The sequence below is a fragment of the Amycolatopsis sp. NPDC059021 genome (assembly GCF_042739895.1).
Classification (GTDB): domain Bacteria; phylum Actinomycetota; class Actinomycetes; order Mycobacteriales; family Pseudonocardiaceae; genus Amycolatopsis.
Window position 1 is genome coordinate 16,665 of the sequence record NZ_JBHYIQ010000074.1, and the last position, 23,914, is coordinate 40,578.

General features: G+C 70.0%; 21 protein-coding genes. 15 read left to right on the forward strand and 6 right to left on the reverse strand.

Going from position 1 to position 23,914, the window contains the following annotated elements; genetic code table 11:
• Window positions 1-19: 19 nt before the first annotated feature.
• Window positions 20-805, reverse strand: coding sequence for a GGDEF domain-containing protein (locus ACFWX1_RS33810; protein ID WP_378393825.1), 786 nt, complete (start codon window positions 803-805; stop codon window positions 20-22).
• A 372-nt stretch (window positions 806-1,177) separates the two neighbouring features.
• Between ACFWX1_RS33810 and ACFWX1_RS33815 the strand changes: the two genes are divergently transcribed.
• From ACFWX1_RS33815 to ACFWX1_RS33850, 8 genes are all read left to right on the forward strand, one after another.
• The gene (locus ACFWX1_RS33815; protein ID WP_378393826.1) at window positions 1,178-2,476 is read left to right on the forward strand and encodes a purine-cytosine permease family protein; all 1,299 of its coding nucleotides are present in this window, start codon (window positions 1,178-1,180) and stop codon (window positions 2,474-2,476) included.
• Between the two features lie 2 nt (window positions 2,477-2,478).
• Complete coding sequence (locus tag ACFWX1_RS33820; RefSeq protein ID WP_378393856.1) at window positions 2,479-4,050, forward strand: hydantoinase/oxoprolinase N-terminal domain-containing protein; 1,572 nt, start codon at window positions 2,479-2,481, stop codon at window positions 4,048-4,050.
• Window positions 4,050-5,141 carry a DUF917 domain-containing protein gene (locus tag ACFWX1_RS33825; protein ID WP_378393827.1) on the forward strand — a complete coding sequence of 364 codons (1,092 nt, stop codon included), beginning with the start codon at window positions 4,050-4,052 and terminating at the stop codon, window positions 5,139-5,141. The genes ACFWX1_RS33820 and ACFWX1_RS33825 overlap by 1 nt, the downstream gene beginning before the upstream one ends.
• Window positions 5,138-6,205 (forward strand): DUF917 domain-containing protein, encoded by a 1,068-nt coding sequence (locus ACFWX1_RS33830; RefSeq protein ID WP_378393828.1) that lies wholly within the window; start codon window positions 5,138-5,140, stop codon window positions 6,203-6,205. Before ACFWX1_RS33825 ends, ACFWX1_RS33830 begins: the two co-directional genes overlap by 4 nt.
• Before the next feature lie 5 nt (window positions 6,206-6,210).
• Complete coding sequence (locus tag ACFWX1_RS33835; protein WP_378393829.1) at window positions 6,211-7,791, forward strand: helix-turn-helix domain-containing protein; 1,581 nt, start codon at window positions 6,211-6,213, stop codon at window positions 7,789-7,791.
• A 69-nt stretch (window positions 7,792-7,860) separates the two neighbouring features.
• Window positions 7,861-8,529: a TMEM175 family protein gene (locus ACFWX1_RS33840; protein ID WP_378393830.1), complete on the forward strand. Its 669-nt coding sequence runs from the start codon at window positions 7,861-7,863 to the stop codon at window positions 8,527-8,529.
• A gap of 90 nt (window positions 8,530-8,619) precedes the next feature.
• Window positions 8,620-13,281, forward strand: coding sequence for an internalin (locus ACFWX1_RS33845; RefSeq protein WP_378393831.1), 4,662 nt, complete (start codon window positions 8,620-8,622; stop codon window positions 13,279-13,281).
• 230 nt (window positions 13,282-13,511) lie between these two features.
• Window positions 13,512-13,856, forward strand: a complete 345-nt coding sequence (locus ACFWX1_RS33850; protein WP_378393832.1) for a hypothetical protein — start codon at window positions 13,512-13,514, stop codon at window positions 13,854-13,856.
• 24 nt (window positions 13,857-13,880) lie between these two features.
• Here the strand turns inward: ACFWX1_RS33850 and ACFWX1_RS33855 are convergent, their stop codons facing one another.
• Complete coding sequence (locus tag ACFWX1_RS33855) at window positions 13,881-14,486, reverse strand: TIGR03086 family metal-binding protein (protein ID WP_378393833.1); 606 nt, start codon at window positions 14,484-14,486, stop codon at window positions 13,881-13,883.
• 62 nt (window positions 14,487-14,548) lie between these two features.
• On the opposite strand from ACFWX1_RS33855, the gene ACFWX1_RS33860 reads away from it, so the two are divergent.
• A complete protein-coding gene (locus ACFWX1_RS33860) occupies window positions 14,549-14,977 on the forward strand; it encodes a MarR family winged helix-turn-helix transcriptional regulator (protein ID WP_378393834.1) in 429 nt (142 codons plus the stop codon).
• A gap of 103 nt (window positions 14,978-15,080) precedes the next feature.
• Complete coding sequence (locus ACFWX1_RS33865; RefSeq protein WP_378393835.1) at window positions 15,081-15,890, forward strand: hypothetical protein; 810 nt, start codon at window positions 15,081-15,083, stop codon at window positions 15,888-15,890.
• On the opposite strand, the gene ACFWX1_RS33870 is transcribed toward ACFWX1_RS33865, so the two are convergent.
• Window positions 15,874-16,761 (reverse strand): LysR family transcriptional regulator, encoded by an 888-nt coding sequence (locus ACFWX1_RS33870; protein WP_378393836.1) that lies wholly within the window; start codon window positions 16,759-16,761, stop codon window positions 15,874-15,876. The genes ACFWX1_RS33865 and ACFWX1_RS33870 overlap by 17 nt on opposite strands.
• A 70-nt stretch (window positions 16,762-16,831) precedes the next feature.
• Here ACFWX1_RS33870 and ACFWX1_RS33875 point away from each other — a divergent pair, with 70 nt between their 5' ends.
• From ACFWX1_RS33875 to ACFWX1_RS33885, 3 genes are read left to right on the forward strand one after another with little or no spacing between them, the layout of a single operon-like run.
• Entirely contained in the window at window positions 16,832-17,149 is a 318-nt protein-coding gene (locus ACFWX1_RS33875) for a hypothetical protein (protein ID WP_378393837.1), read from the forward strand.
• Entirely contained in the window at window positions 17,146-17,892 is a 747-nt protein-coding gene (locus ACFWX1_RS33880) for an SDR family NAD(P)-dependent oxidoreductase (RefSeq protein ID WP_378393838.1), read from the forward strand. Before ACFWX1_RS33875 ends, ACFWX1_RS33880 begins: the two co-directional genes overlap by 4 nt.
• Window positions 17,889-18,884: an amidohydrolase family protein gene (locus tag ACFWX1_RS33885; RefSeq protein ID WP_378393839.1), complete on the forward strand. Its 996-nt coding sequence runs from the start codon at window positions 17,889-17,891 to the stop codon at window positions 18,882-18,884. The genes ACFWX1_RS33880 and ACFWX1_RS33885 overlap by 4 nt, the downstream gene beginning before the upstream one ends.
• 9 nt (window positions 18,885-18,893) lie before the next feature.
• Here ACFWX1_RS33885 and ACFWX1_RS33890 read toward each other — a convergent pair whose 3' ends face one another.
• Window positions 18,894-19,496, reverse strand: coding sequence for a carboxymuconolactone decarboxylase family protein (locus ACFWX1_RS33890; protein WP_378393840.1), 603 nt, complete (start codon window positions 19,494-19,496; stop codon window positions 18,894-18,896).
• Window positions 19,497-19,501: 5 nt separating this feature from the next.
• Complete coding sequence (locus ACFWX1_RS33895; RefSeq protein WP_378393841.1) at window positions 19,502-20,443, reverse strand: MBL fold metallo-hydrolase; 942 nt, start codon at window positions 20,441-20,443, stop codon at window positions 19,502-19,504.
• A gap of 100 nt (window positions 20,444-20,543) precedes the next feature.
• Between ACFWX1_RS33895 and ACFWX1_RS33900 the strand changes: the two genes are divergently transcribed.
• Both ACFWX1_RS33900 and ACFWX1_RS33905 read left to right on the forward strand, forming a co-directional pair.
• Complete coding sequence (locus ACFWX1_RS33900; RefSeq protein WP_378393842.1) at window positions 20,544-21,140, forward strand: TetR/AcrR family transcriptional regulator; 597 nt, start codon at window positions 20,544-20,546, stop codon at window positions 21,138-21,140.
• Between the two features lie 126 nt (window positions 21,141-21,266).
• A complete protein-coding gene (locus tag ACFWX1_RS33905) occupies window positions 21,267-22,451 on the forward strand; it encodes a cytochrome P450 (protein ID WP_378393843.1) in 1,185 nt (394 codons plus the stop codon).
• 25 nt (window positions 22,452-22,476) lie between these two features.
• Here ACFWX1_RS33905 and ACFWX1_RS33910 read toward each other — a convergent pair whose 3' ends face one another.
• Window positions 22,477-23,721: a hypothetical protein gene (locus ACFWX1_RS33910; protein WP_378393844.1), complete on the reverse strand. Its 1,245-nt coding sequence runs from the start codon at window positions 23,719-23,721 to the stop codon at window positions 22,477-22,479.
• Window positions 23,722-23,914: the final 193 nt, after the last annotated feature.

The following is a 23,914-nucleotide window of genomic DNA, read 5'->3' on the forward strand; positions in this document are numbered from 1 at the left end:
CCGTTGTGGACGGTCGGTGTCAGGGGTGCTGCCGGGTCGCGACCCGGTGCGGCACACCGAGGTCGGGGCCGGAAGGGTCCGGCTCGGCGAGGATCGACGTGGTTTCCGGAGGCCTCGCCCGCACGACCCGGTCGTAGCTCCACGTGACGCCCTTGCCGAACGGCCGGTCGGCCCGCGCGGCGCGGCAGCTCTGCCCGCGTCCGTTGCGCTTGGCCGCGAGCAGGGCCGCGTCCGCCGCCAGCAGGAGCTTGTCCAGGCCGACGCCGGTGTCGCCCGCCGGCGGCCACGCCGTGAGCCCGATCGAGGCGGTCAGGCCGGTGAGGTCGGTCTGCCCGGCCCGGACGCTGGTGGTCGCGACGCTGGCCGCGTTGAGGGCGAGGTTCAGCCGCCTGGCCACCGCGAGCGCGTCGGTGATCCTGGTGCCGGGCAACAGGACCAGGAACTCGTCACCGCCGTACCGGGCCACCAGGTCCTGTTCCCGGGTGACCGCGCGCAGGATCCGGGCGACGTGCCGGAGCGCGTCGTCGCCGGCGAGGTGCCCGTGCACGTCGTTGATCCATTTGAACCAGTCCAGATCGGCGATGAGCAGCGACACCGGATAGCCGTGTGCCCTCGCCGTGGTCAGCGCGGCGGTCGCCCGTCTGTGCCAGCTGCCGCGATCGAGCAGCCCGGTCAGCCAGTCCATGGCCCCTTCGTCCAGCGGCTTGCCGCACGCCGTGCAGACCGGTTCGCCCGTCTGGAACTCCGGTGACCGGCGGATCGTGGCCGCCACGTGTTCCCTGGCCCGCGGGCTGCGCGCATCCACGGGGCGCCGGAATCCTCGGCGGACCGCGGCGCGCCATCCGCGCGGGAGCCACATGGCCGGTCCCCCTCCCACTGGACAACACCGGAACACTGCGCTGGATGACCGACGGTAGCCATTCGGTGCCGATGCGGCTACGTGCGAGTTGCCCATCCAGGCGGGACGCACTGGGCGGATGGCACATCAGGTCAATCCGCCGACAGGAGTAGGAGGACTGCGTGGTTGAAAGTTGAATTTGTCTGCCGTCCCGGCCAACGGGACAGGGCGATTTGCCTTCCGTTTCCCTCGAAAGAGGGCCGATGGCCCATGGACGCGCCGTGTCGACGTGAGTACTATCCGGCGTCTCGCACGTGGTGAGAGGGGAAGGATCACCGGATGGCGAACTCCGTGGGGCGCGACGACTACGCGCTGACCCGAGTTCCTCCCGAGGCCCGGTACCCGTGGTTTTCGGTGGCGACCCAGCGGTTCGGCCAGCTGTCCGCGCTGAGCCAGTTCCTGCTGGGCGCGACACTGGGCTTCGGCATGCCGTTCTGGCAGGCGTTCCTCGCCTTCACCCTGGGCGCGGTGGTGCTGGAGCTGATCGCGATCGCGGTCGGCGTCATCGGCCAGCGCGAGGGACTCTCGACGTCGGTGCTGGCCCGCTGGACCGGGTTCGGGCGCGGCGGCGCCGCGGTGGTCGGGCTGGCCATCGGGCTGTCCGCGACCGGCTGGTTCGGCGTCCAGTCCGGCATCGCGGGCAGCGGGCTCGCCCGGCTCGTCGGCGTCCTGCCGACCTGGGTGTGGTCGCTGATCTTCGGGCTGGTCGTCACGGTGATCGTGACCTACGGCTTCCGGTGGATGGCGTGGACGGCGTATGTCGCTGTGCCCGCGTTCCTCGTGCTCGCCGGAGTGTCCATTGTGGCCGAACTGAGCAGGCACGATCTCGGTGAACTGGTCAGCAGTCCCGCGCCGGGTCCGCACCTGAGCCTGATCCAGGCGGTCACGCTGGTGGCGGGCCAGTTCATGGTGGGCGCGGTGATCACCCCGGACATGACCCGCTTCAACCGCTCGCCGGGTGACGTGGTCAAGCAGACGATCGTCGGCATCACCCTCGGCGAATGGGTGATCGGCTCGATCGGCGTGCTGCTGGCGCACGCGGTGCGCAGCAACGACGTGATCGCGATCGTCACCTCGTCCACCGGCTGGCTCGGCCTGCTGGTGATCGTCACCGCGGCGGTCAAGGTCAACGACTGGAACCTGTATGTCTCGTCGCTGGGGCTGGTCAACTTCGCCGAGACGGTGTTCGGCCGGAAACTGAACCGCGCCCATATGTCGCTGGCCGTCGGCGTGCTCGGCAGCCTGCTCGCGGCGGCCGGGATCCTGGGCAGCTACACGGGTTTCCTGACCCTGCTCGGCATCGTCTTCCCGCCGATTCCGGGGATCATGGTCGCGGAGTACTTCTTCGCCAGACGCTGGCGTGCCGCGCTCGCCGCGGCCGGTCCGGACCAGCTGCGCACCGGGGCACCGGCGTGGGTCCCGGCGACGCTGCTCTGCTGGGCCGCGGCGACGCTCGTCGGCAAATTCGTCACGATCGGACTGCCCAGCATCAACGCGCTGGTCACCGCGTTCGTGCTGTACCTGATCGCCGGGCGCGTCACCCGGCGACGCTCGTCGGGGGAGCTGGCGGGGGCATGACGCTGCGCATCGGTATCGACGTCGGTGGTACGCACACCGACGCCATCGTGATGGACGGCGATCGCGTCGTCGCCACGGTGAAGTGCGCGACGACCGAGGACGTCACGTCCGGGATCGTCAACGCGCTGCACGAGCTCCGCGTCCGTTCCGAACTGGACCCGGCCGCGGTGCGTGCGGTGATGATCGGGACGACGCACTTCATCAACGCGCTGGTCGAGGCGAACCGGCTCGCGCCGACCGCCGCGCTGCGCTTCGGACTGCCCGCGACAGCGGCGCTGCCGCCGATGGTCGACTGGCCGGAATCGCTGGTGACGGCGGTCGGCGGCAAGTCCTATCTGTGCCACGGCGGGGTCGAATTCGACGGTCAGGACATCGCCGATCTGGACGAGGACGAGATCCGCCGTGCCGCGCACGACATGCTCGGACACGGGGTGCGCAGCGTCGCGGTCTCCTCGGTTTTCTCACCGGTCAGCGCGGAACACGAGCTGCGCGCGGCCGAGATCCTCACTGCCGAGGCGCCCGGCCTGAACGTGAGCCTCTCGCACGAGATCGGCAGGCTCGGCTTGCTGCAGCGGGAAAACGCCACGATCATCAACGCCGCGCTGCGCGAGATGGCCGCGCAGATCGTCGACGGGCTCGCCGACGCCGTGCGGGGCGCGGGGATCGTCGCCCCGCTGTATCTGAGCCAGAACGACGGCACGCTGATGGAGGTCGACTACGCGCGGCGGTATCCGGTCGCGACGTTCGCTTCGGGACCGACGAACTCCATGCGCGGCGCGGCTTTCCTGTCCGGGCTCACCGACTGCGCGGTGGTCGACGTCGGCGGCACCACCACCGACGTCGGCGTGCTGCGGCACGGTTTTCCCCGCGAGGCGGCGACCGAGGTGATCGTGGCAGGCGTGCGGACCAACTTCCGCATGCCCGACGTGCTTTCGATCGGGCTCGGCGGCGGCTCGCTGGTCCACGGGAGCGGCGCGGGCGACGTCGAAGTCGGGCCGGACAGCGTCGGCTACCGGCTCACCGAGCAGGCGCTGGTGTTCGGCGGCGACACCCTCACCGCGACCGACATCGCCGTCGCCGCGGGCATTCTCGACATCGGCGACCGCGGCCGGATTCGGCATCTGGCCAAGGATTTCGTCACCGCGGTACTGGCCGACATCGAGACCAAGGTCGCCCGCACGGTCGACCGGATGCGCAGCTCGCGCGAGCGGCCGCCGGTCGTGGTCGTCGGGGGCGGCGGGATCCTGGTGCCGGACACCCTCGAGGGCGCCGGGACCGTGCACCGGACCGAGCACTTCGCCGTGGCCAACGCGATCGGCGCGGCCATCGCGCAGGTCGGCGGCGAGGTCGACCGGATCTACCCGATCGAACCGGGACGCCGCGAGGCCGTACTGGACGCGGCCAAACAGGAGGCGGTCGACCGGGCCGTGGCGGGCGGCGCCGATCCCGGCCGCGTCGAGATCGTGGACATCGACGAGATCCCGATCGCCTATCTGCCGGGCAACGCCACCCGCGTCCGGGTCAAGGCGGTCGGCGATCTGGTGCTGAGCGCGGACGGGGCGGGGACGACGTAGTGCGGGAGGTCCAGGCAGCGGAACTGCCCGACATCGCCACCGGCGCCGCGCTGCTGGGCACCGGCGGGGGCGGCGACCCCTACCTCGGCCGTCTGCTGGTGCGGCGCGAATACCTGCGGGGCCGCACGGTCCGGCTGCTGGACGTCTCCGAACTGCCCGACGACGCGCTGGTGATCCCGACCGCCGGGATGGGCGCGCCGACGGTGCGCGTCGAGAAGCTGCCCAACGGGGATGAGGCGAGCACGGCGTTGCGGACGCTGGAGGACCATCTCGGTCGTCGCGCCGACGCCACGATGCCCGTCGAATGCGGTGGGTCCAATTCGATGGTCCCGTTGCTGGTGGGCGCGCAACTCGGATTGCCGGTGGTCGACGCCGACGGCATGGGCCGCGCGTTTCCCGAACTGCAGATGCAGACCTTCGGCGTGTACGGGATTTCCGGCTCACCGCTGGCGTTCAGCGGTTCGCACGGCGAACGCGGGGTGCTCGACACCGGCACCGACAACGTCCGGCTGGAACGCCTCGCGCGCGGCATCACGGTACGGCTGGGCGGGACGGCGAGTATCGCGCAGTTCCCGATGAGCGCCGCCGACGTCCGGCGCACCGCCATCCCCGGCACGCTCACGCTCGCCCTGCGGATCGGCCGGTGCCTGCGGGAAGCCAGGGAGGGCTACCGCGATCCGTTCGGGGCGCTGGCGAATCTGTTCAAGGAGACCGCCTACGCGCACGCCGAACCGGTCTTCAGCGGCCGGATCGTCGACGTCGAACGCCGGACCACCGGCGGGTTCGCGCGCGGCAGCGCGGTCATAGAGTCCTTTGTGGACGATTCGGTGCTCGAACTGTCCTTTCAGAACGAACATCTGGTGGCGCGGGTGGACGGACGTATCCGCGTCATCGTGCCCGATCTCATCACGGTGCTGAACGCCGAAACCGCCGAGCCGATCACCACCGAGGCGCTGCGCTACGGCCTGCGGGTGACGGTGTTCGCGATCGCCGCGCCCCCGATCATGCGCACGCCCGAGGCGCTGGCGGTGTTCGGCCCGCGTGCCTTCGGGATCGACGCCGATTTCGCCCCGGTGGAGGAGCTGGCGTGACCGGCGGGCAGGTACTGAGCGTCGACGACGTCGACGCGCTGCGGTGGGGCGCGAGCCTGCTCGGTTCGGGTGGGGGCGGCGAGCCGCGGCTGGGCGCGCTGTGGCTGAACCGCGAGATGGCCGGGGGAGCCAGGGTCGAGGTCGTAGCCGTCGATACCCTGGTGCAGGGCTGGGTGCTGACCGTCGCGGTGGCCGGGTCCACCGCCTCGGTGGGGATCGAGAAGCTGCCCGCGGGGGACGAACTGCGCCGCTGCGTCGCGGTCGCCGAGAAGTACCACGGCGTGCACATCGACGCGATCGGCGTGGTCGAGGTCGGCGGCAGCAACGCGTTGTTCCCGTTCATCGCCGCGGTGCAGACCGGGAAACCCGTGGTGGACGCGGATCTGATGGGCCGGGCGTTCTCGCGGCTGGACCAGACCGTGATGGAGCCCGCGATGACCGGCGCTTGGGTGTGCGCGGAAGCGCACGGCGCCGCGATGGTCGTCGACGGCGTCGACCCGCGCACGGCGGAACGGGTGATGCGGGGCGCGCTGACCGGGCTCGGCGGCTGGGCGGCACTCGCCTATCCGCCGCTGAGCGCGGAAACCTATCGCCGGGTCGCCCTGCGGGGCACGGTATGGGCCGCGATCCGGCTCGGCAGGCGGTACCGCGCGGGCGCGGACGCCGGTCTCGACGGCCCCGAGCTGGCCGAGCGGCTGGGCGCCGAACATCTCGGCCAGGGCACCGTTCTCGAGGTGCACCGGTACGCGGGGAAGGGCTTTTCCAGCGGCTCGGTGGCGTTGCGCACCACGGACGGCAAGCAGGTGCTGCGCGTCGAAATGCAGAACGAATACGCGATGGTGCTGCGCGACGGCGAGGTGGTGGCCACCACGCCCGACGTGATCTGCCTGCTGGACACCCACAGCCTCCAGGTGATCCAGACCGGCGAGGTCCGGCGCGGTCACGAGGTCGTGGTCCTCGCCCTGCCGGTGCCGGACCGGTTGTGGCATCCCGACATCCTGCCCAGGGTCGAGCCGCGGGCCTACGGCCTCGACGCCGAACCGGTGCGGCGAGCGAAAGGCTGAATGCGGTGACGGAGCCCGCGGATCCCCTTGCCCTGCGCCAGCTGGCGGCGCATCCGGTGCTCGCCGACGCCGAGGTCGTCGGCGGCGAGACCGGCGACACCGTGGTGCACCGGGTACGGGTGCGCCCGGGTGTCGACGCCACCGGGCTCGGACCCGGCGACCTCATCGTGGTCACCGACCTCGGCGACGCGACGGGATGGCAGGTCGAGGCCGGGATCCGGCGCTGCGCGCTCGCCGGGGTCGCCGGGCTGGTGCTGCCCGGCGGGAGCCGCGGACCGCTGGCCACCAGCCTGCTGCTCGCCGAACGGCTCGGCCTCCCGATGGTGCTCCTGCCCAGGGAAGCGAGCACGCACGACGTCGCGCTTCAGCTCGCCCAGCTGGTCGCCACCCCGGAGGTGGCGCGGGCCGAACAGGTCCTGCAGTTCGTGCGGCAGATGCGGGGCCAGGTGGGCAGCCTGGGCGCGGTGGCCGACGCGGCGGCGAAGGTGCTGCGGGCCCCGGTCAGCATGCTGAGCCCGGACGGCGCGCTCGTGCACGGCGTCCATTTCCCGTCCTCCTTCCGGCGCGATCTGACCCTGCCGCAGGTGGTGGTCGAGGACGAGCTCACCCACGTCGTCCAGCCGGTCTCCGCGACGTCCGCGCCGCTGTGGCTCACCGCCGCGCTGACCAGCCCGACTCCGGCCCGCGTCGCGATCGCCCAGTCCGTGCTGGCGATCGCGGAGCCGTGGGCGGTGTCCTGGCTGGCCACCCAGCGGCTCGCGGCCGAACGCGACGCCAGGACGCGCACCACGTTGCTGGCGGATCTGCTGCGGCTGCGCGAGGAGGCCGGGTCGGTGGTGCGGCACCGCGCGGCGATTCTCGGCTGGCGGCTGGACGGCTGGCACACCGCCGTCTACCTGCGCCGGCTCGACGAACCGGCGAACGACCACGTCACCGACCGCGACGAGATCGTGCGCGTGCTGCGGGAAAGTCATCTCGAGGGACCGCTGGTCGAACAGTCCGACGGCTGGGTCGCCTGGCACACCGCGACGTTCGATTCCTCACCGCAGAACGTGAAATCGCTGATCTCCGCGATCCGGCTCGTGCTCAAACGGCTGGGGACCGGCGTCGAGATCGCGGGCGGGGTGGGCCGCACCCACCCCGGGATCGGTGGTCTGGCCCGCACCATCGACGAAGCCCGCGAGGCCGCGCTTTCGGTCGACCCCGCCGTCGTCGAGGACCACAGCCTGGACGCCGGTTCCCGCGTCGTGCACATCGACGCGCTCGGCGTGGGCAGGCTGGTCCGCGTCTGGACCCGGTCGCGGACTGCCCGCGCGCTGGCGACCACGTTGCTGGCGCCGCTGGCCGACCACGACACGCTGCTCGCGACCCTGGACGCCTACCTCGAACACGAATCCTCGGTGGTGGCGGCCTCGGCGGCACTGGGCCTGCACCGCAACACCGTCGCCGACCGGATCGCCCGCGCGCAGAAGATCCTCGGCGTCAACCTCCGCGATCCCGACGACCGCCTCGCCGTCGAACTGGCCTGCCGCACCCTGCGCCCGAAGGTCCGCGAAGCCGACGACGCCGCCCCTCCTGGTACTTAAGGCTCACGATTTTGTCCCGGAATCACCTTGAAGTGACAAGGATGTCCGCGCCTGGCAGGCTGTCCTCCCGTGGTGCAAGAAGAACCATCGGGCGGGAAGCGCTCTCCGTATTTCACTGACGAAGAGGATCGGCGGTACCTTCAGGATCGTCTGATCTTCTTCTCAGACGCGGTCGTCGCGATCGCGATCACGCTGCTCGCGCTGGATCTGCCGGTGCCGCACGGGAAGACCAACGCCCAGGTGTGGCACTCCTTTCTGGAACTACTGCCGAAAGAATACCTGAACTTCCTCGTCGGGTTCGCGGTCATCGCCTTCTTCTGGTGGAATCACCACCGGTTCTTCCGCGGCGTATACGTGGTTTCCCCGAAGTTGCTGCGGCTGAACATATTGTGGCTGTTCTTCATCGCGGTGTCGCCGTTCGCCACCCGGCTGGACAGTGAGGACTCCGCCTTCGTGCTGGGGCCGGTGTTCTTCGCGGTCGTGATCGCCGCGCTGGCGCTGGTGCTGGCGGCCATGGCCGCGCACGCCGCACGGGCCGGGCTGAATCGCCCTGGCCTGCCCCGGAGCGCGACGCGGTCGGTGATCGTCGGTGGCTTGACCGCGGCCGGGGTGTTCCTGCTGTCCATCCCCGTGAGCTTCATCAACCCTTCCTGGGGAAGGTATGTCTGGTTGTCCCTCGTCGTCGTCTCGTCCGTGGCGGATCACCTGACCGAACGGCGAGCCCACCCGGTCGGGTGACTTGTTCCGGGCTGAACGCATTCGAGTTGTCCGGAATGGTGCGCGTTGCTTTGATGCGATCATGGAGAAGCGGCGTGCACTGGCGGAAATATGAGCCCCGGACGCCGCCGCGATATTTCCGTGCCCCGCGGGATCGCGATCCAGGTCGTCGCCGCGGCCGTGGCGATTTCCGCCGTGCTGGTGGGTGGTGCCGCGCCCGCCGCCGCGCAGTCCTCGTGGCCGGTCGAGGGTGAGCACAGTCCGTCCACTTTCGACTGCGATCACCTGTACTACAGCAACTACCGCTCCGGGATGCAGTTCCGCAACGACGCCGCCGGTGCCGCGACCATCGAGAACACGGTGATCAGCAAGCGGACCGGCCCTGGCCCGCCGGACTACTGGTCCACCAACATGGCGCTCGGGAAGGATCCCGACACCGGGCGGGCCGCCGCGTTCTACTCGAACTACACCTCGGCCAACCGCAAGTTGTACAAACACGTTTCCGGAACCGACAGCGTCACCGACGTGATCGCCGGTGGCGCGACGCGGGACCTGCCCGCCGGAGCGAACTGGGGCGGGATCACCGAGGATCCGAACACCGGAATGCTGTTCGGCGCGCAGAACGGCGGCGTGCCGAAACTGTTCGGGATGGACCTGGCGAGCGGGAACACCACGATCTGGACCCGGGGCGCCAACCTGACCCCGGTGCCCGCGAATGATCCCGTCTTCCTCGGCGGGTCGATCGTGCCGGATCTGTTCGTCGACGACCAGGGTGGCGCCTACTACGGCATCAGCTACGGCGGTTCGACCTACATCTACCGGCTGGACCCGGCGACCGGCACCACGACGCAGGCCGTCCACGTGACCGGCCCCGGTTCGTCCAACGGCTTCAACAACTACGGGATGGCGTATCACCACGGCTCGATCTACCTCGGGTACTACGGCGGCGCACTGTACAAAGTGGACCCGCGGACCGGGGCGTCGGTGCTGGTCCCCGGCGGCAACGCGCAGAACAACCAGGTCGGGCGGATCACCTCGGAGGCAGGGGGTTCCTGGCCGATCACCGACCTGGCCAGCTGCTCGATCGCGCCGAACCTGACCTCGAAACTCGTCGTGCGCAAGACCGCGAGCCCGCGGACCGCGAAACCGGGGGACACCGTGCGGTACACGGTGACGGTGACCAACGAGGGCGACGGCCCCGCCCCGGATGCCCGGCTCACCGACGATCTGTCCGGGGTCCTCGACGACGCCACCTACAATTCCGACGCGGCGACCACGACCGGCGGGTCGCCGACGCCGTCGCAGCCGAGCTACGACAGCGCGGGGAAGAAACTGAACTGGGCGGGCGAAATCGCGCCCGGCGCCTCGGTGACCATGACGTACTCGGTGACCGTGAAGTCTCCGTCCACAGGGGACAAAAGCCTGCGGAACGTCGTGACCGTGCCGGAGAGCAACTGCGAGCAGGCGACGAAGGATCCGGCCTGCTGGTCCGTGGTACCGATCGCCGCGCTGAAGATCGCGAAGCACGCGTCACCCGCCAACCCCGGCCCCGGCAGCGTCGTCTCGTACACCATCACCGCGACGAACGACGGCGAAGCCGACTGGACCGGCGCGGTGGTCACCGACGATCTGTCCGATGTGGTCGATGACGCCGCGTACAACAACGACGCCCGCGCTCACAAAGCAGACGGAACCTCCACCGGGGTGGTGTCCTACGACGCGGCGGGCCGCAAGCTGCGCTGGACCGGCGACGTTCCGAAGGGCGCCACGGTCACCATCACCTACACCGTCACGGTCGGCGATCCGCCCGCCGGGAACCGGCGCCTGGTCAACCGCGTGGTCGGCCCGGACGGCTCGAACTGCGGCCGCGACAGCACGGATCCGGCCTGTACCACCGACGAACCGATCTCCGGCCTGGTGATCCGGAAAACGGCCGCACCGGACACGGTGAAGCCAGGGGACACCGTCACGTACACGATCACCGCCGAGAACGTCGGCGCCACCACGGCATCCGGGGTCACCCTGTCCGACGACCTGAGCGGCGTGGTCGACGACGCCACGTACGGCAACGACGCCGTCGCCAGGATCGGCGGTGCCACCGCGCCCACCCAGCCCGGCTACGACCAGGGCACCGCGAAACTGATCTGGACCGGCGACGTCCCCGCCGGGCGGACCGTGACGATCACCTACACCGTCAAGGTGAACGCGCCCCCGCGCGGAGATCACGTGCTGCGCAACGCGGTCACCAGCCCACCGGGCACGAACTGCGCGGACCCGACCGATCCCGCCTGCGTGACCGAGACACAGGTTCCCGCCCTCGATATCAAGAAGACCGTGGACAAGGCCGACGCCAAGCCGGGCGAGAAGGTCACTTACACGGTGACGGTGCGGAACACCGGTGAGGCGCCCTATCCCGGCGCGTCGTTCACCGACGACCTTTCCGGCGTCCTCGACGACGCGACGTGGAACAACGACGCCACGGCCACCTCGGGCACGACGTCGTTCGACGCTGCGGCCCAGCGCTTCCACTGGACTGGCGACCTCGCGAAGGGCGCCACCGTGACGGTGACGTATTCGGTCACGGTCGGTTCGCCACCCGCCGGGGACCATCGGCTGCGCAACGCGGTGACCGGGCCGGAGGGCTCGCCCTGCCCGCCTGGCAGCACCGACCCGGCCTGCACCACCGACACCCGGATCGGGGAACTGCGGCTGACCAAGACGGCCTCTCCGGACGTCGCGAAGCCCGGCGAGAAGGTCACCTACACGGTGACCGCGCACAACCCCGGCACCGGCACCTATCGCGGCGCGCGGTTCTCGGACGATCTGTCCGGGGTGCTCGACGACGCGACCTACAACGACGACGTGCGGGCCACCGGCGGCACAGTGAGCTACGCGCGGCCGGTCCTGAGCTGGACGCACGACCTGCCCGCGGGCGCCACGGTCACGATCACCTACTCGGTCACCGTGGACACCCCGCCGCGCGGCGACCACCGGCTCGGCAACGTCGTCACCGGACCGCCCGACTCGACCTGCCCTCCGGGTTCCAACCGCCCGGAATGCCGTGTGGTCACGCAACTCGCGCAGCTGGAGATCAAGAAGGCCGCGAGCCCGGCGAATCCGAAGCCGGGCGAGGTCGTCACCTATTCCGTCACGGTGTCCAACCCCGGCGCGGCGGACTACCCCGGCGCATCGGTCACCGACGACCTGACCGGCGTTCTGGACGACGCGACGTACAACGACGACGCGAAGGCCACCGGCGGATCGGTCAGCTACCGTGCGCCGAACCTCGTCTGGACCGGGGACGTCGAGGCCGGTTCGGCGGTCACGATCACCTACACCGTCACGGTCGGCAATCCACCCCGAGGCGACAAGAAGCTCAAGAACGCGGTCACCGGTACGGAGGACACGAACTGTCCGCCGGGAAGCCCGGACCCCGCGTGCGGGACCGAGACACCGCTCCCGGCGTTGAAGATCACGAAGCGAGCCACCCCCGAGGAAATCAAGACCGGGGACAAGGTCACGTACACGGTCACGGTGGAGAACACCGGTGAGGCCGCCTATCCCGGCGCCTCGTTCACCGATGACCTCTCCGGCGTCCTCGACGACGCGACTTACGGCGACGACGCGCGCGCGGACTCGGGCGTCGTCACGTTCGCCCGGCCGAACTTGAGCTGGACCGGGGACCTGGCCAAGGGCGCCAAGGCGACCATCACCTACTCCGTCACGGTCACGAACGCCGGTGACCACCGGCTCACCAATGTGGTCTCGGGTACGGGATCGAACTGCACCGAAGGCTCTGCCGATCCGGACTGCCGGGTGGTGCTGCCGAAGCCGCAGCTGCGGATCACCAAGACCGCCGACCCGAAGACCGCCGTGCCCGGCGGGAAGATCACTTACACGGTAAGGGTGCGCAACGTCGGCGAGGCGCCGCAGCCGGCCGCGTCCTTCACCGACGATCTGACGGGCGTCCTGGACGACGCCACCTACAACGACGACGCGAAGGCCACCGGCGGATCGGTCACCTACCAGCGTCCGCGCCTGCACTGGACCGGCACGGTCGCGGCCGGGGCCGAAATCGTTGTCACCTATTCGGTGACGGCCGGGAACCCGCCGCGCGGCGACAAGATCCTGCGCAACGCCGTCACCAGCCCCGACAACACCAACTGCCCGCCACCGAAGACCGCCCGTGCCGAGGATCCCGCCTGTGGCACCGAAACCCCGGTTCGCGCGATGACCATCGTGAAGCGGACGCCGTCGGCGACCGCGAAGCCGGGGGACAAGGTCACCTACACGGTCGACGTCGTCAACACCGGCAGCGTCGTCTACCTGGACGCCGCCTTCGTCGACGACCTCACCGACGTCCTCGACGACGCCGTCTACAACCAGGACGCGAAGGCCACGGGCGGTGTCGTCGAGCAGAGCGGCTCGCGCCTGGCCTGGCACGGACGGCTGGAGGTCGGCCAGACCGTCAGGATCACCTACTCGATCACCGTCAGGACCGGGCTCACCGGGGAACGCCACCTCCGCAACGTGGTGGTCTCCCCGAGTCAGGGGACGAACTGCGTCACCGGAGGCGAGCCGGGCTGCACGACCGACACCCCGGTCACCACGCCGAAACCCCCGCCGCCCGGCACCCCGCCGACGGGACCGGGGACGCCGCCGCTGGCTTCGACCGGCACGCCGCTCGGTGACCTGGCCCTCGGCATGCTTTTCCTGCTGCTCAGCGGGTTCACGATGCTGCTCTCGGCACGTCTGCGGGCTCGCCGGGGCTGACGCGGACGAGAGCCGGAACGGCGTTCGCCGTCTACTTCGGACAGTCGTTCGTCGTGGGCCGATCGGCGGCGCGGCAGGGTTCCGCGTGCCACGATCGGGCAACACTCGGGCACGGCCGGCTCTGCGGGACCACCGAGCGCGGTACCGTCGACATGCGGGGCTGCATCAAGGAAGACCGTCGTGACAGACGGTCCGCAGGGGACTTGGCGACGAGGGGAAGCGAGAATCCCGTGCAGCCGAGAACCGTAACAGCCGGCGACCCGCGCCTCGGCCCGGTCGAATGGGTGACCAATCATCTCGAAGCACGCGGGCAGCTGCTCGTGCGCGGGAGCACGATCGAGGAAATCGTGACCAGGGCGCGGGCGGTGGTGGCCACCGGCGCGCCCTCTGCCTCGGCCGTGCGGCTGCACGTGATCCGGCTCGGCTGGTGGCGCGTCACCCCGTGCTGCTGCCACCGCACCTTCGCGACCTCCAACCACCCCAGCTGGCACTACTGCCCGGCGGGTCCCGGTGTCCCGGACGCCTGGCGGGGCGCCGAGGTGCGCATCCGGTTCACCGCGGGCGCCGGGCGCTGATCGCGCGGGACCAGCGCACGGGATTCACGCCGCCGCGGCCACCGGCCACGCGGGTGAGCGCCCCAGCAGGGCGACGAGTTCGTCGAGACCGGCCGTGCCAGGGGCCGGCACGATCGGGGCGAACGCGGCGCCGGGCGCGAGCCTGATCTCCCCGTCGGGGACGATCCGGGCCACGGCCAGCGCGGCCTCGAGCACCTCGGACGGGAAGCTCACCGGAAGGTCCAGCGCGCGGGCGACGTCCCAGGCGTGCACGACGTAGTCGACCAGGTGGAAGCTGAGCGCCTGTTCCGCCGGGAAGGTGGCTTCGGCGGAGAACTCGGGGAGCGGGAACCGTCGCTCGGCGAGGTCCTCGACGGCGAACGCGGCGAGGACGCGGTCGGCCGCGGCGCGGTAGGTCTCCGCCGGGTCGTCGCCGAGCGAGACGAGCTTCCAGTGGTCGGGACTGCCGTCGCCGGTGGAGGCGGCGGCGAATCCGTGGTGCTGGGCGGCCATATGGGCCACCAGCCCGTACACGGTCCACGCGGCGCACGGGGTCGGTTTGGCCAGGTCGGCGGGCTTCAGCTGGGAGACGAGGTCGACGCTGATCCGCACCGCGGCGGCGTCGAAGTCACGGAGCTCATTGATATGCATGTGCTTATGATGTGCGCCTGCGTATGATCTGTCAACGGGGTTCCGCTGGGTATCGTCGGCGTATGTCGGAACAGGGACGACCGGACCTCGCCGCGATGCTCGGCGGGTTGTTGCGAACGCTGATCGCAATGGAATCCCCTGTTCTCGACGAGCACGGGCTGACCATGTGGGGCTATGTCGTGCTGAGCGCGCTCGACGGCGGGCCGGTGCGCACGCAGGCGGCGCTCGCGCAGGCCATCGGCGCCGACAAGACGCGGATCATCGGCACGCTGGAAGCGCTCCAGAAGGCCGGGTTCATCAGCCGCGATCCCGACCCGGCCGACCGGCGCGTCCGGCTGCTGGCGATCACCGAGGCGGGACACCGCGTGCGCACCTCGGCGCAGGCCCGGATCCAGGCGGGTGAGGAGAAACTGCTCGCTCACCTGTCCGCCGGGGAACGGGCGGCTTTCCTGGACGCGGCGCGAAAACTGTGGACATTGTCCCGTTCGTAAATCCTTTCACGTTTTATTTCTTAGGGCGTTCTCAGGCGCCGCGCGTATAACGGAAGATGCCGAATGGACGTCCTTGCGGCAGAGGGGTGCTTCTGGGGGCGCGATGAGGGACGACGAACGCACTGTCAGCGAACGCGGTATCAGCGAATTCGGTGTCGGCGAGCCCGGCGCCGATGCGTCGGCACGTAATCAGTTCAGCGGCAAAGCGCAGGCCGCGGCGCAGGCCCGTACGGTGTTCGGCGGAATTCACCTGCACACGCCATCGAGGAGAGGGCCTCGCCCGTGGTGGCTGGTGCTGTCCGTGGTGGCGGGTGTGGCCTCGCTGAATGTCGTCGTCGATGTGGTGGTTTCCGCACATTTCGCCAAGGAGCCCGAAAATCACCCGATCGTGGCCGAGCCGGTTTCGGTCGTCGCCCACTACACCGTTCCGGATCGGCTCAATCGCGCGACCGGTCAGCTTCGGCGGGAGATCCCGGAATCGGTCGGGGTCCACACCTTCCTCGGCTATCAATGCGGCGGGGAAATACGCTGGCGCGCGGCCTTGAGCGAAACCGAGGTGCCCCGGGGGCGGATGAGCGCGGCCGCCACCGCGACGCGATTCGGCGACAAGATCATGAAAAACCTGCTGCGCCGCGACGAACACGTCAACTACGGCCCGCCGAAGCGCGTGTCCCGGCTGTCCTATGACGGGGCGGCGACCTATCCCGGCGTGGAAATCGACGGCGTGTTCCCCGTCGCGGACGACGGGTGCGGCGGCGGCCGCGGCGTGCTCGGGGTCCTGGTGCTGGACCACGGGGACAGGTACCTCGTCTGCGTGGTGTCGGCGACGCTCGGCGGTGATCCGGTCTGCGTGTCCGCACCGGCCGAGGAGGACGTGCGCGTGCTGCTCGACAGCGTCAGGCCGGTGAGCTGAGGCTCGACGCGCTCCGGACCGCGATGGAAGGGTTCAAGACCATCTGAAGAGCGGCGGCCACGAACGCCGCGACCACCGGCCGCCGATCGTGCTCGTTCCAGGCGAGCACGAGGCGGCTGGGCGGCGCGTCGGTGACCGGGACGCAGACCAGGCCGGCGGGCGGCGGTTCGACCAGCGAACGGGGCAGTACCCCGATCATCCGGCCCACCGAGATCAGCTGGAGCAGTTGGACCACGTCGACGACTTCGGGGCCGGTGCCGTCGCCGCCAGGGACGCCTTTCCAGCGTGGCAGTGTCTCACCGTCCAAATCGGACATACGTATCGAGGCGCGCCCGGCGAGACGGTGGCCGGAGGGGACGATGGCCACGCGGCCTTCGGTGAGCAGTGTCTCGTGGGCGAGGCCGTCGAGCGGGTCGAACGGTGCGTACAGCAGGCCGACGTCGGCCCGGCCGTCGCGCAGGAAGTCGGCGCGGTCGGCCGGGCCGCTGAACAGGATGTCCACCCGGCGCGCGTCGGGCTGGTGGGCGTACGCGGCCAGCAGCGGGGACAGCAGTCCGGCGTCGCCGCCGGGTTTGAGCACGAGCCGCAAGCGGGCCTGGCTGTCCCCGGCGTGCCGGGCGCTCCGGACGGCGGCGCTGACCGCGTTGAGCGCGTGCCGCCCGTGTTCCCGCAGTGCCTTCCCGGCCGGAGTGAGCTCGACGTGGCGGCTGGAACGGAGGAACAGCGGGACGCCGAGCCGGGTCTCGACCCGCCGGATCGCCTTCGACAGCGCCGGCTGGGCGATCGAGAGCCGGACGGCGGCCCGGCCGAAGTGCAGCTCGTCGGCGACCGCGAGGAAGTACTCCAGCTCGCGGGTCTCCAGATCAACCATGCCTCCAGGTTATCGCCGAAGAGCGGATCGGTCTTGGACGCCGACGGCCTACCGCGGCAAAAATTGAGACATGATCAACCACACGATGATCGTCTCCTTCGATCAGCCGCTGCCGGACAGCGCGCTCGACCAATACCTCGCGGACATCGAACGCGTCATGCTCGACACCGGCCTCACCCAATCGGTCGTGACCAGGCGGCACCTGCCCATCCCCGGCGAGGAGGCCATCCCCGCGCTGATCGCGACCGCGATCGTGCAGGTCACCGTGGCCGACACCGCCACGCTGGCGAAGGCGTTCGCCGCGCCCGGCCTGCACGAGGTCATCGACCGCTGGCAGTCGCGGCACCCGTACAAGGTCGCCTGGGCCAATCACGAGCCGCTGTCATGAGTGACGTCACCCGGAAGGCGGGGCTGGTCACCGGCGCGGGCAGCGGGATCGGGCGTGCGGCGGCGATCGGATTCTCCCGGCAAGGTGCCGCGGTCGCCGTGCTCGACATCGACGAGAGCACGGCGGCCGAGACCGTCGAGATGATCGAGAAGAACGGCGGCGAAGCGCTGGCAATCGCCGTCGACATCGCCGATGAACACTCCGTGCGATCGGCCATCGAGCGCACGGTCGAAGCCTTCGGCGGCCTCGATTTCGCCGTGAACAACGCCGGTATGGCCTCGCACCACCGGCAGCTCGACGAGATGACACTGGACGAGTTCGAGCGCGTGGTCCATGTCAACCTGGCCGGGACCTACCTGTGCATGAAGTACGAGCTGCCGCTCCTCAAAGGTGGCGGGGCCATCGTCAACGTCGCCTCCAACGGCGGCCTGTACGCGATCCCGCGCGCTCCCGCTTATGTGGCAGCGAAACACGGCATCGTCGGGCTCACCAAGGCCGCCGCCGTCGATTACGCGCCGGACGGCATCCGGGTCAACGCCGTCTGCCCCGGTCCGACCCGCACGCCCGGGTTCGAGAAGGTGGCGGCCGGCACCGACATGATCGCGATGCAGGAGGCGATCACGCCGCTCGGCCGGATGGCCACGCCGGAGGAGGCCGCGGCGGCCGCGGTGTGGCTCTGCTCGGACGCCGCGTCCTACGTCACCGGGATCGCGCTGTCGGTGGACGGCGGGCGACGGGCATGAAGGTCGTCGCGGTCGAAGAGCACCTGGCCACGGAGGCGTTCCTGCGCGTCGCGCACGGGCTGGACGTCGTGCCGGGCGACGAGACCGAGATCGAGTTGATGCGCACGGTGGAAAACTCTCCCGAGTTCCACGCCCGGCTCGTCGATCTCGATGCCCGGCTGCGGGAGATGGACGCGCTCGGACAGGACATGGCGGTGCTCAGCCTCAACCCGCCAGGGGTCCAGCCCTACCCCGCGGCCGACGCGGTGCCGCTGGCCCGGGAGTTCAACGACGCGCTGGCCGCGATTGTGCGGCGGCGTCCGGACCGATTCGGCGGGCTGGCCACGGTGGCACCGCAGGATCCGGCCGCCGCGGCCACCGAGATCGAGCGGGCCATGGGTCCGCTCGGACTCAACGGCATCATGGTCAACTCGCACACCGGCGGGCGGTATCTGGACGAGCCGGAGTTCGCGCCGCTGCTGGCGGCGGCCGAGGCGAGCCGGGCGCCGATCTACCTGCACCCGCGCGCGCCGGGCATGCTCGCCGCCTACCGCGACTACGGGATGCCGGGGGCGATCTGGGGTTACCAGGCCGAGGCCGGGCTGCACGCCATGCGGCTCATCCTCAGCGGCACCCTGGACCGCCATCCGGGACTGACCATCGTGCTCGGGCACCTCGGCGAAGGCATTCCGTACTGGCTGCGGCGGATCGACAACCGGCACGCGTTCGCGGTGCGGACGGCAGGGGCGGCCACGCCGATGCCGCGCCTGTCGCTCACGCCGAGCGAGTACTTCCGGCGCAACTTCGTGCTCACCACGAGTGGCATCGACGATCCGGACGTGCTCGGGCTGGCCCTGCGCGCGGCCGGCGCGGACAAGATCATGTTCGCGATCGACCACCCGTACGAGGATCCGGCCGCCGCCGTGGCCTTCCTGCGCGACGCACCGCTGACCGACGAGCAGCGGAGCGCGATCGGCCACCGCACAGCCGATCGCATATTCGGTCTCGCTTGAACCCGGTGATCAGGCCTCGGGCAGGGCGGCCGGATCGCGGAGCCAGTCGTCGATCGGGACCCGGCAGGAGTTGAGGACGTAGGCCACCAGCGTGTAGGTGCCGGTCAACGCCAGCAGTTCCAGCAGTTGCCGGTGGTCGTAGCAGGACGAGAGCTGCCGCCAGGTCTCGTCCGACACCGCGGCCCCCGGGCCGTGCAGTTCGTCGACGGCGCGGAGCAAGGCCGCGTCGCGGTCGCCCCAGCCGGGTTCGTCGGGCCCTTGGGGTATCCGGGCGATCTCCCGCTCGGTCAGGCCGGCGCCGTCGGCGATCACCACGTGGTGCGCCCATTCGTAGCGGGCCTGGGTGTGCCAGGCGACGCGCAGGATGACCAGTTCGCGATCGCGTGCCGGGAGCAGCCCGGTGCTGATCGCCCCGAGCAGCGGGGCCAGCCCGGTCAGCAGGCCGGGGTGGTTGCCGACGGTGGCGAGGATGTTGAGCACGGGATTCGCCGTGATGTGTGCCGCGGCCGGGGCCTCCGTGGCGTCCAACCCGCCGAAGAGACCGCCCAGCAGCGGACGGATTTCCTCGGGCGGTGCGGGGGAGATGCGGGGCGAGGTGTCCGAAGTGGACATGGTCGTCACCGTGCTTCCGTTGTCACGTCGAGCATCTGCGGCATCAGCTCCAGCTCGGCGGGGGTGCCGTCGCCATTGAGTTCGCGGTAGACCGCGCCGACGTTCAGCACCAGCCTGCCCGGGTCGTCGAGATCCTCGAACCCGCGGTGGTCGAATTCCCGCGCGGCTTCCAGCGCTGTCCGTCCCCGCTGATGGGCGGCGACGGCGTGGTCCAGCACGCGGTGCAGGTACTCGCGGAACCGGGTGACCTCGGGCTTGCCGGCCACCGGGCCGTGACCGGGGACGATGGTGTCCACGTCCAGGCCGAGAATCAGGTCGCAGGCCCGGATCCAGCGACTGACCGGTCCACTGTGGACGACGGGGTGGCCGCCGATGAACAGGATGTCCCCGGTGAACAGGACCCGCTCGCCGGGGACGTGGACGAGCACGTCGCCTTCGGTGTGCGCGGGACCGACCTCGATCAGGCGTACGGCGCGCGTGCCCACCTTCACCTCGAGTTCCCCGTCGAAGGTTTCGCCGGGATAGGTGGGGGTGACGTCGGTGAAGTCGAACGGGGCGAACAGGTCCGTGAGGCCCCGCATACCCGGGTCCGACGCGCCGGCGGCGAGGGCCTGCAGCATCGGCTCCGGGCCCGAGTGCCGCATCTCCTCGGCGGACGCGGCCGAGGAGATGATCCTCGCCTCGGGCAGGAGCTGGTTGCCCCACCAGTGGTCGCCGTCGCCGTGGGTGTTGACCAGGGTGCGGATCTTCGCGGCAGGAAGCGCTTGCCCGACCGCGTCGAGCATTTGCCGGGTCAGCGCGACGGTGAACAAGGTGTCGACGAGCAGCGCTTCGTCGCCGTCGACGACCAGCCCGGCGTTGCTCCAGCCCCAGGAGCCGTTGGGCTGCAGATAGGCGTAGGTCGCGGGCGCGACCTTGTGCAGGCCGGTGCGATACGGAACCTTCATGGGTTTCTCCTTCTGTTCCGGTGTCTTGTACTAGAGTACAAACTTATACTCAAGTACACAACCGACTGTGACGCGGGACAGGAAAGGTAGGGTTCGGCGGGTGAGTGCGACATCCACGCCCGGTGGGGGCAGGCTCGAACGCCGCAAACAGCAGACCCGGCAACGGCTGTACACGGCAGCGCTGGAGTTGTTCGCCGCCCGGGGTTTCGACGCCACGACCTACGACGAGATCGCCCAGCGCGCCGACGTCGCGCGCCAGACCGCGTTCAACTACTTCCCCCGCAAGGAAGACTTCGTCAAGGCGTGGGTCGAGCACCGGCGCGAACGCCTGCGGGAGCTGATGACCGAGACCGCCTTCCGGCAGGCTCCCGCCGCCGAGCAGCTCGCCGCCTACCTGCGCGCACTGGCCGGGTTCAACGAGGACGACCGGCACCTCCGGGACACGCTCGCCGCCACCCTCGCGATCAGCATGGACATGATGGTCGGCGAACCCCCGCCGGACGCGTTCGCCGAAAGCATCCGGCTCGGTCAGGAGCACGGCGAATTCGACCGCGCCGTGGACCCGGAGCTGGCCGCGGAGGTCATCTTCGACAGCTATCTGTGCACCCTGGGGCGCTGGCTTCGCCAGGAAACGCCCGCGCCCTTGGGAGAGTCGCTGCTGGCCAAGCTGTCGGTGATCCTCGACGGCCTCCGCTAGCTGTCCTTTGTGGATACATCGGTGGCCGCCACGGGCACCCGCTTGGCCCGTTGACGCTCGACGGGGACCTCCCTACGTTCGAAAGGTCGCTCGCGCAATTCCCGCCGATCAAGGGAGTTCCCGGCCATGACCACTGCCGACGTCGTCAGCTACCCGTTCAACAGCCCGCGAGGGCTGACCATGGATCCCGCCTACGCCGAGGCCCGGTCCCGCGAGGGGATGGTGCGGGTGCGGCTGCCGTACGGCGAGCCCGCGTGGCTGGCCACCCGGTACGCCGACGTCCGGTTCGTGCTCGGCGATCGCAGATTCAGCAGGGCGGCCGCGACCGGGCGAGACGAACCGAGAGCCACTCCTGGCCAGGTCGGAGCCGGGTTCCTCGATCAGGACCCGCCCGATCACACCAGGCTGCGCACGCTGGTGGCCAAGGCCTTCACCGTGCGCAGGGTCGAATCGCTGCGGCCGAGAGTGCGCTCACTCGCGGACGCGTTGCTCGACGGGATGATCGCCGGCGGATCTCCCGCCGATCTGGTGGAGAACTTCGCGCTGCCGCTGCCCGTCGCGGTGATCTGCGAACTGCTCGGCGTTCCGTCGGACGATCGTCCCCGGTTCCAGGTGTGGAGCGACGCGTTGCTGTCCACGAGTTCACTGACCGCCGAGGAGTACCAGGCCAACCGCGAAGAACTGCGCGCGTACATCGGGGCACACGCCGCGAAGCGCCGCGCCACACCCGCCGACGACCTGATCACGGCGCTGATCGAGGCGCGGGACCTGCACGACCGGCTTTCCGAACAGGAACTGATCGACGTCTCCATCGCCATCCTGGTCGGCGGCCACGAGACCACCGCGACCCAGATCGCCAATTTCGCCTACGCGCTGACCGAACAGCCCGAGCGGTACGCCGAGTTGTGTGCCGCTCCGGAGCGCATCCCGGCGGCGGTAGAGGAGTTGCTGCGCTACGTTCCGCTCGGGATCGGCGCGGCTTTCGCCCGCTACGCCACCGAGGATGTCGAGGTCGGCGGGGTCCTCGTCCGCGCGGGTGAGCCGGTGCTGGCCTCGGTGGGGTCGGCCAACTACGACTCGCTCCGGTTCGACGAACCGGAGGTGCTGCGGTTCGACCGGGCGGACAACCGGCATCTCGGGTTCGGCCACGGCCTGCACCACTGCCTCGGTGCTCAGCTGGCCAGGCTGGAACTCCAGGAGGCGTTCGGCGCGCTGATGGCGAAGATGCCGCGGCTGCGGCGGGCAGGTGAGATCGAGTGGAAGACCCGGATGATCGTGCGCGGGCCGCGCACGATGCCGGTCGCGTGGTAGCTCGAGCCGTGGAACCGGCCGGAGCTCACGCGGCCGATTCGTCTTCCGAGGCTGGTTGGTCATCCGAGGCCGGCCGGCCGAACGTGGGGATGACTGACCGGCTTCGCACCGGGAAGGTCGCGAGCACGACGAACCCGGCCGCGCCCGCCACGTCGAGCACGAGGCTGGCCGGTGCCGGAATCCAGCGGAGGCTGAGCGCGACGTAGAGGAACAGGAGCAGCCCGACCCATGCCCGCCGGTGTTCTCCGCGCTGGCGGTCGAGGACGACCGCGGTCACGGCCAGCACGAGCGGGGCCATCATCACGATCACCCGCGCGGTGTCGGTGGCGACGAGCCGCCCGGCGACACAGCAGGCGAACAGCCACAGGCTGGCGACCAGCAGTTCGCTGCGCAGGCCGTGGGCACGATAGAGCCGGTAGAGCCCGTAGGCGAAAATCAGCCAGAGGAAGTGGAACGTCGTGAACAGTTCGAGCTGATCGGTCCCCTTGTTCGCCGACAACGCGAACCTGATGTTGTCGAGCAGGCTCGCGTTCGCCTGTCCGGTGCCGAATCCGTAGTCGCCGCCGATGAGATGTTGGGCCCAGAGCCGGTAGCCGAAGTAGGCGGCGCCCGAAACGACCAGGGCGGCGATGCCACCGAGAACACCGCGGTGGCGCAGCGTGCGTTCCTGCGTCCACACCAGAAGGGGGTAGAGGGGGGCGAGCAGCAGCGTGGTCTCCTTGTTGAGGGAGCCCACGATGACGAACACCGTGAACAGGACGAGCCTGCGCCGGAAAGCCGCCCAGATCGCGCACACGTAGAGCAGGTTGTTCAGCGGGTCGACGAGGTACGGGTTGGAGAACGCGTAAGGCGCGTACCAGAACGTGCAGGCCAGCGCGGCCGCGACGAGCGCCGCGGTGAACAGGCGCAGGTTCAGGTGGCGCCACAGGAACTCGAAGAAGACGATGACCGCCGCCAGCGTGGCGGCGATGGTCAGGCCGAGCCAGAGCGTGTCCAGCGAGAACCCGGTGAGCAGATGGGCCCGGTGTACCAGCCACGGGCTGAGCATGCGCAGCGCGAAGGGATTGTCCACCGGGGCGCCGGTCTGCTCCGACATCCGGAAGTAGTTGACCGCGTCGCCCCACGCTTTCCGGTGCGCGTCGCGCTCGACATTCGCGTACGAGATGACATTGAGCAGGGTGACCGTGACCAGCCCCAGATAAACCCAGGCCCGCTGGGCGAGAACGGTCTTCCGAGGCGGCGAAATCAGGTCGGGTAAACGATTGCTCATAATGGAGTTGCGTGAATTCTCAGGTCGAAATGCATGGTTCCCCCTACTACATAGCCGCGGCTGCTATCGCCGATCAGCTGCCTCAGGAGGGTATCGCTTCCGGGCGCGCGTCTTTTACCGGTGTCGAACGTGATTTGAGCCATAGTCCGTTTGGCGGAGCAGGTCAAGGGGTTCGCCGGGATTCCGGACATTC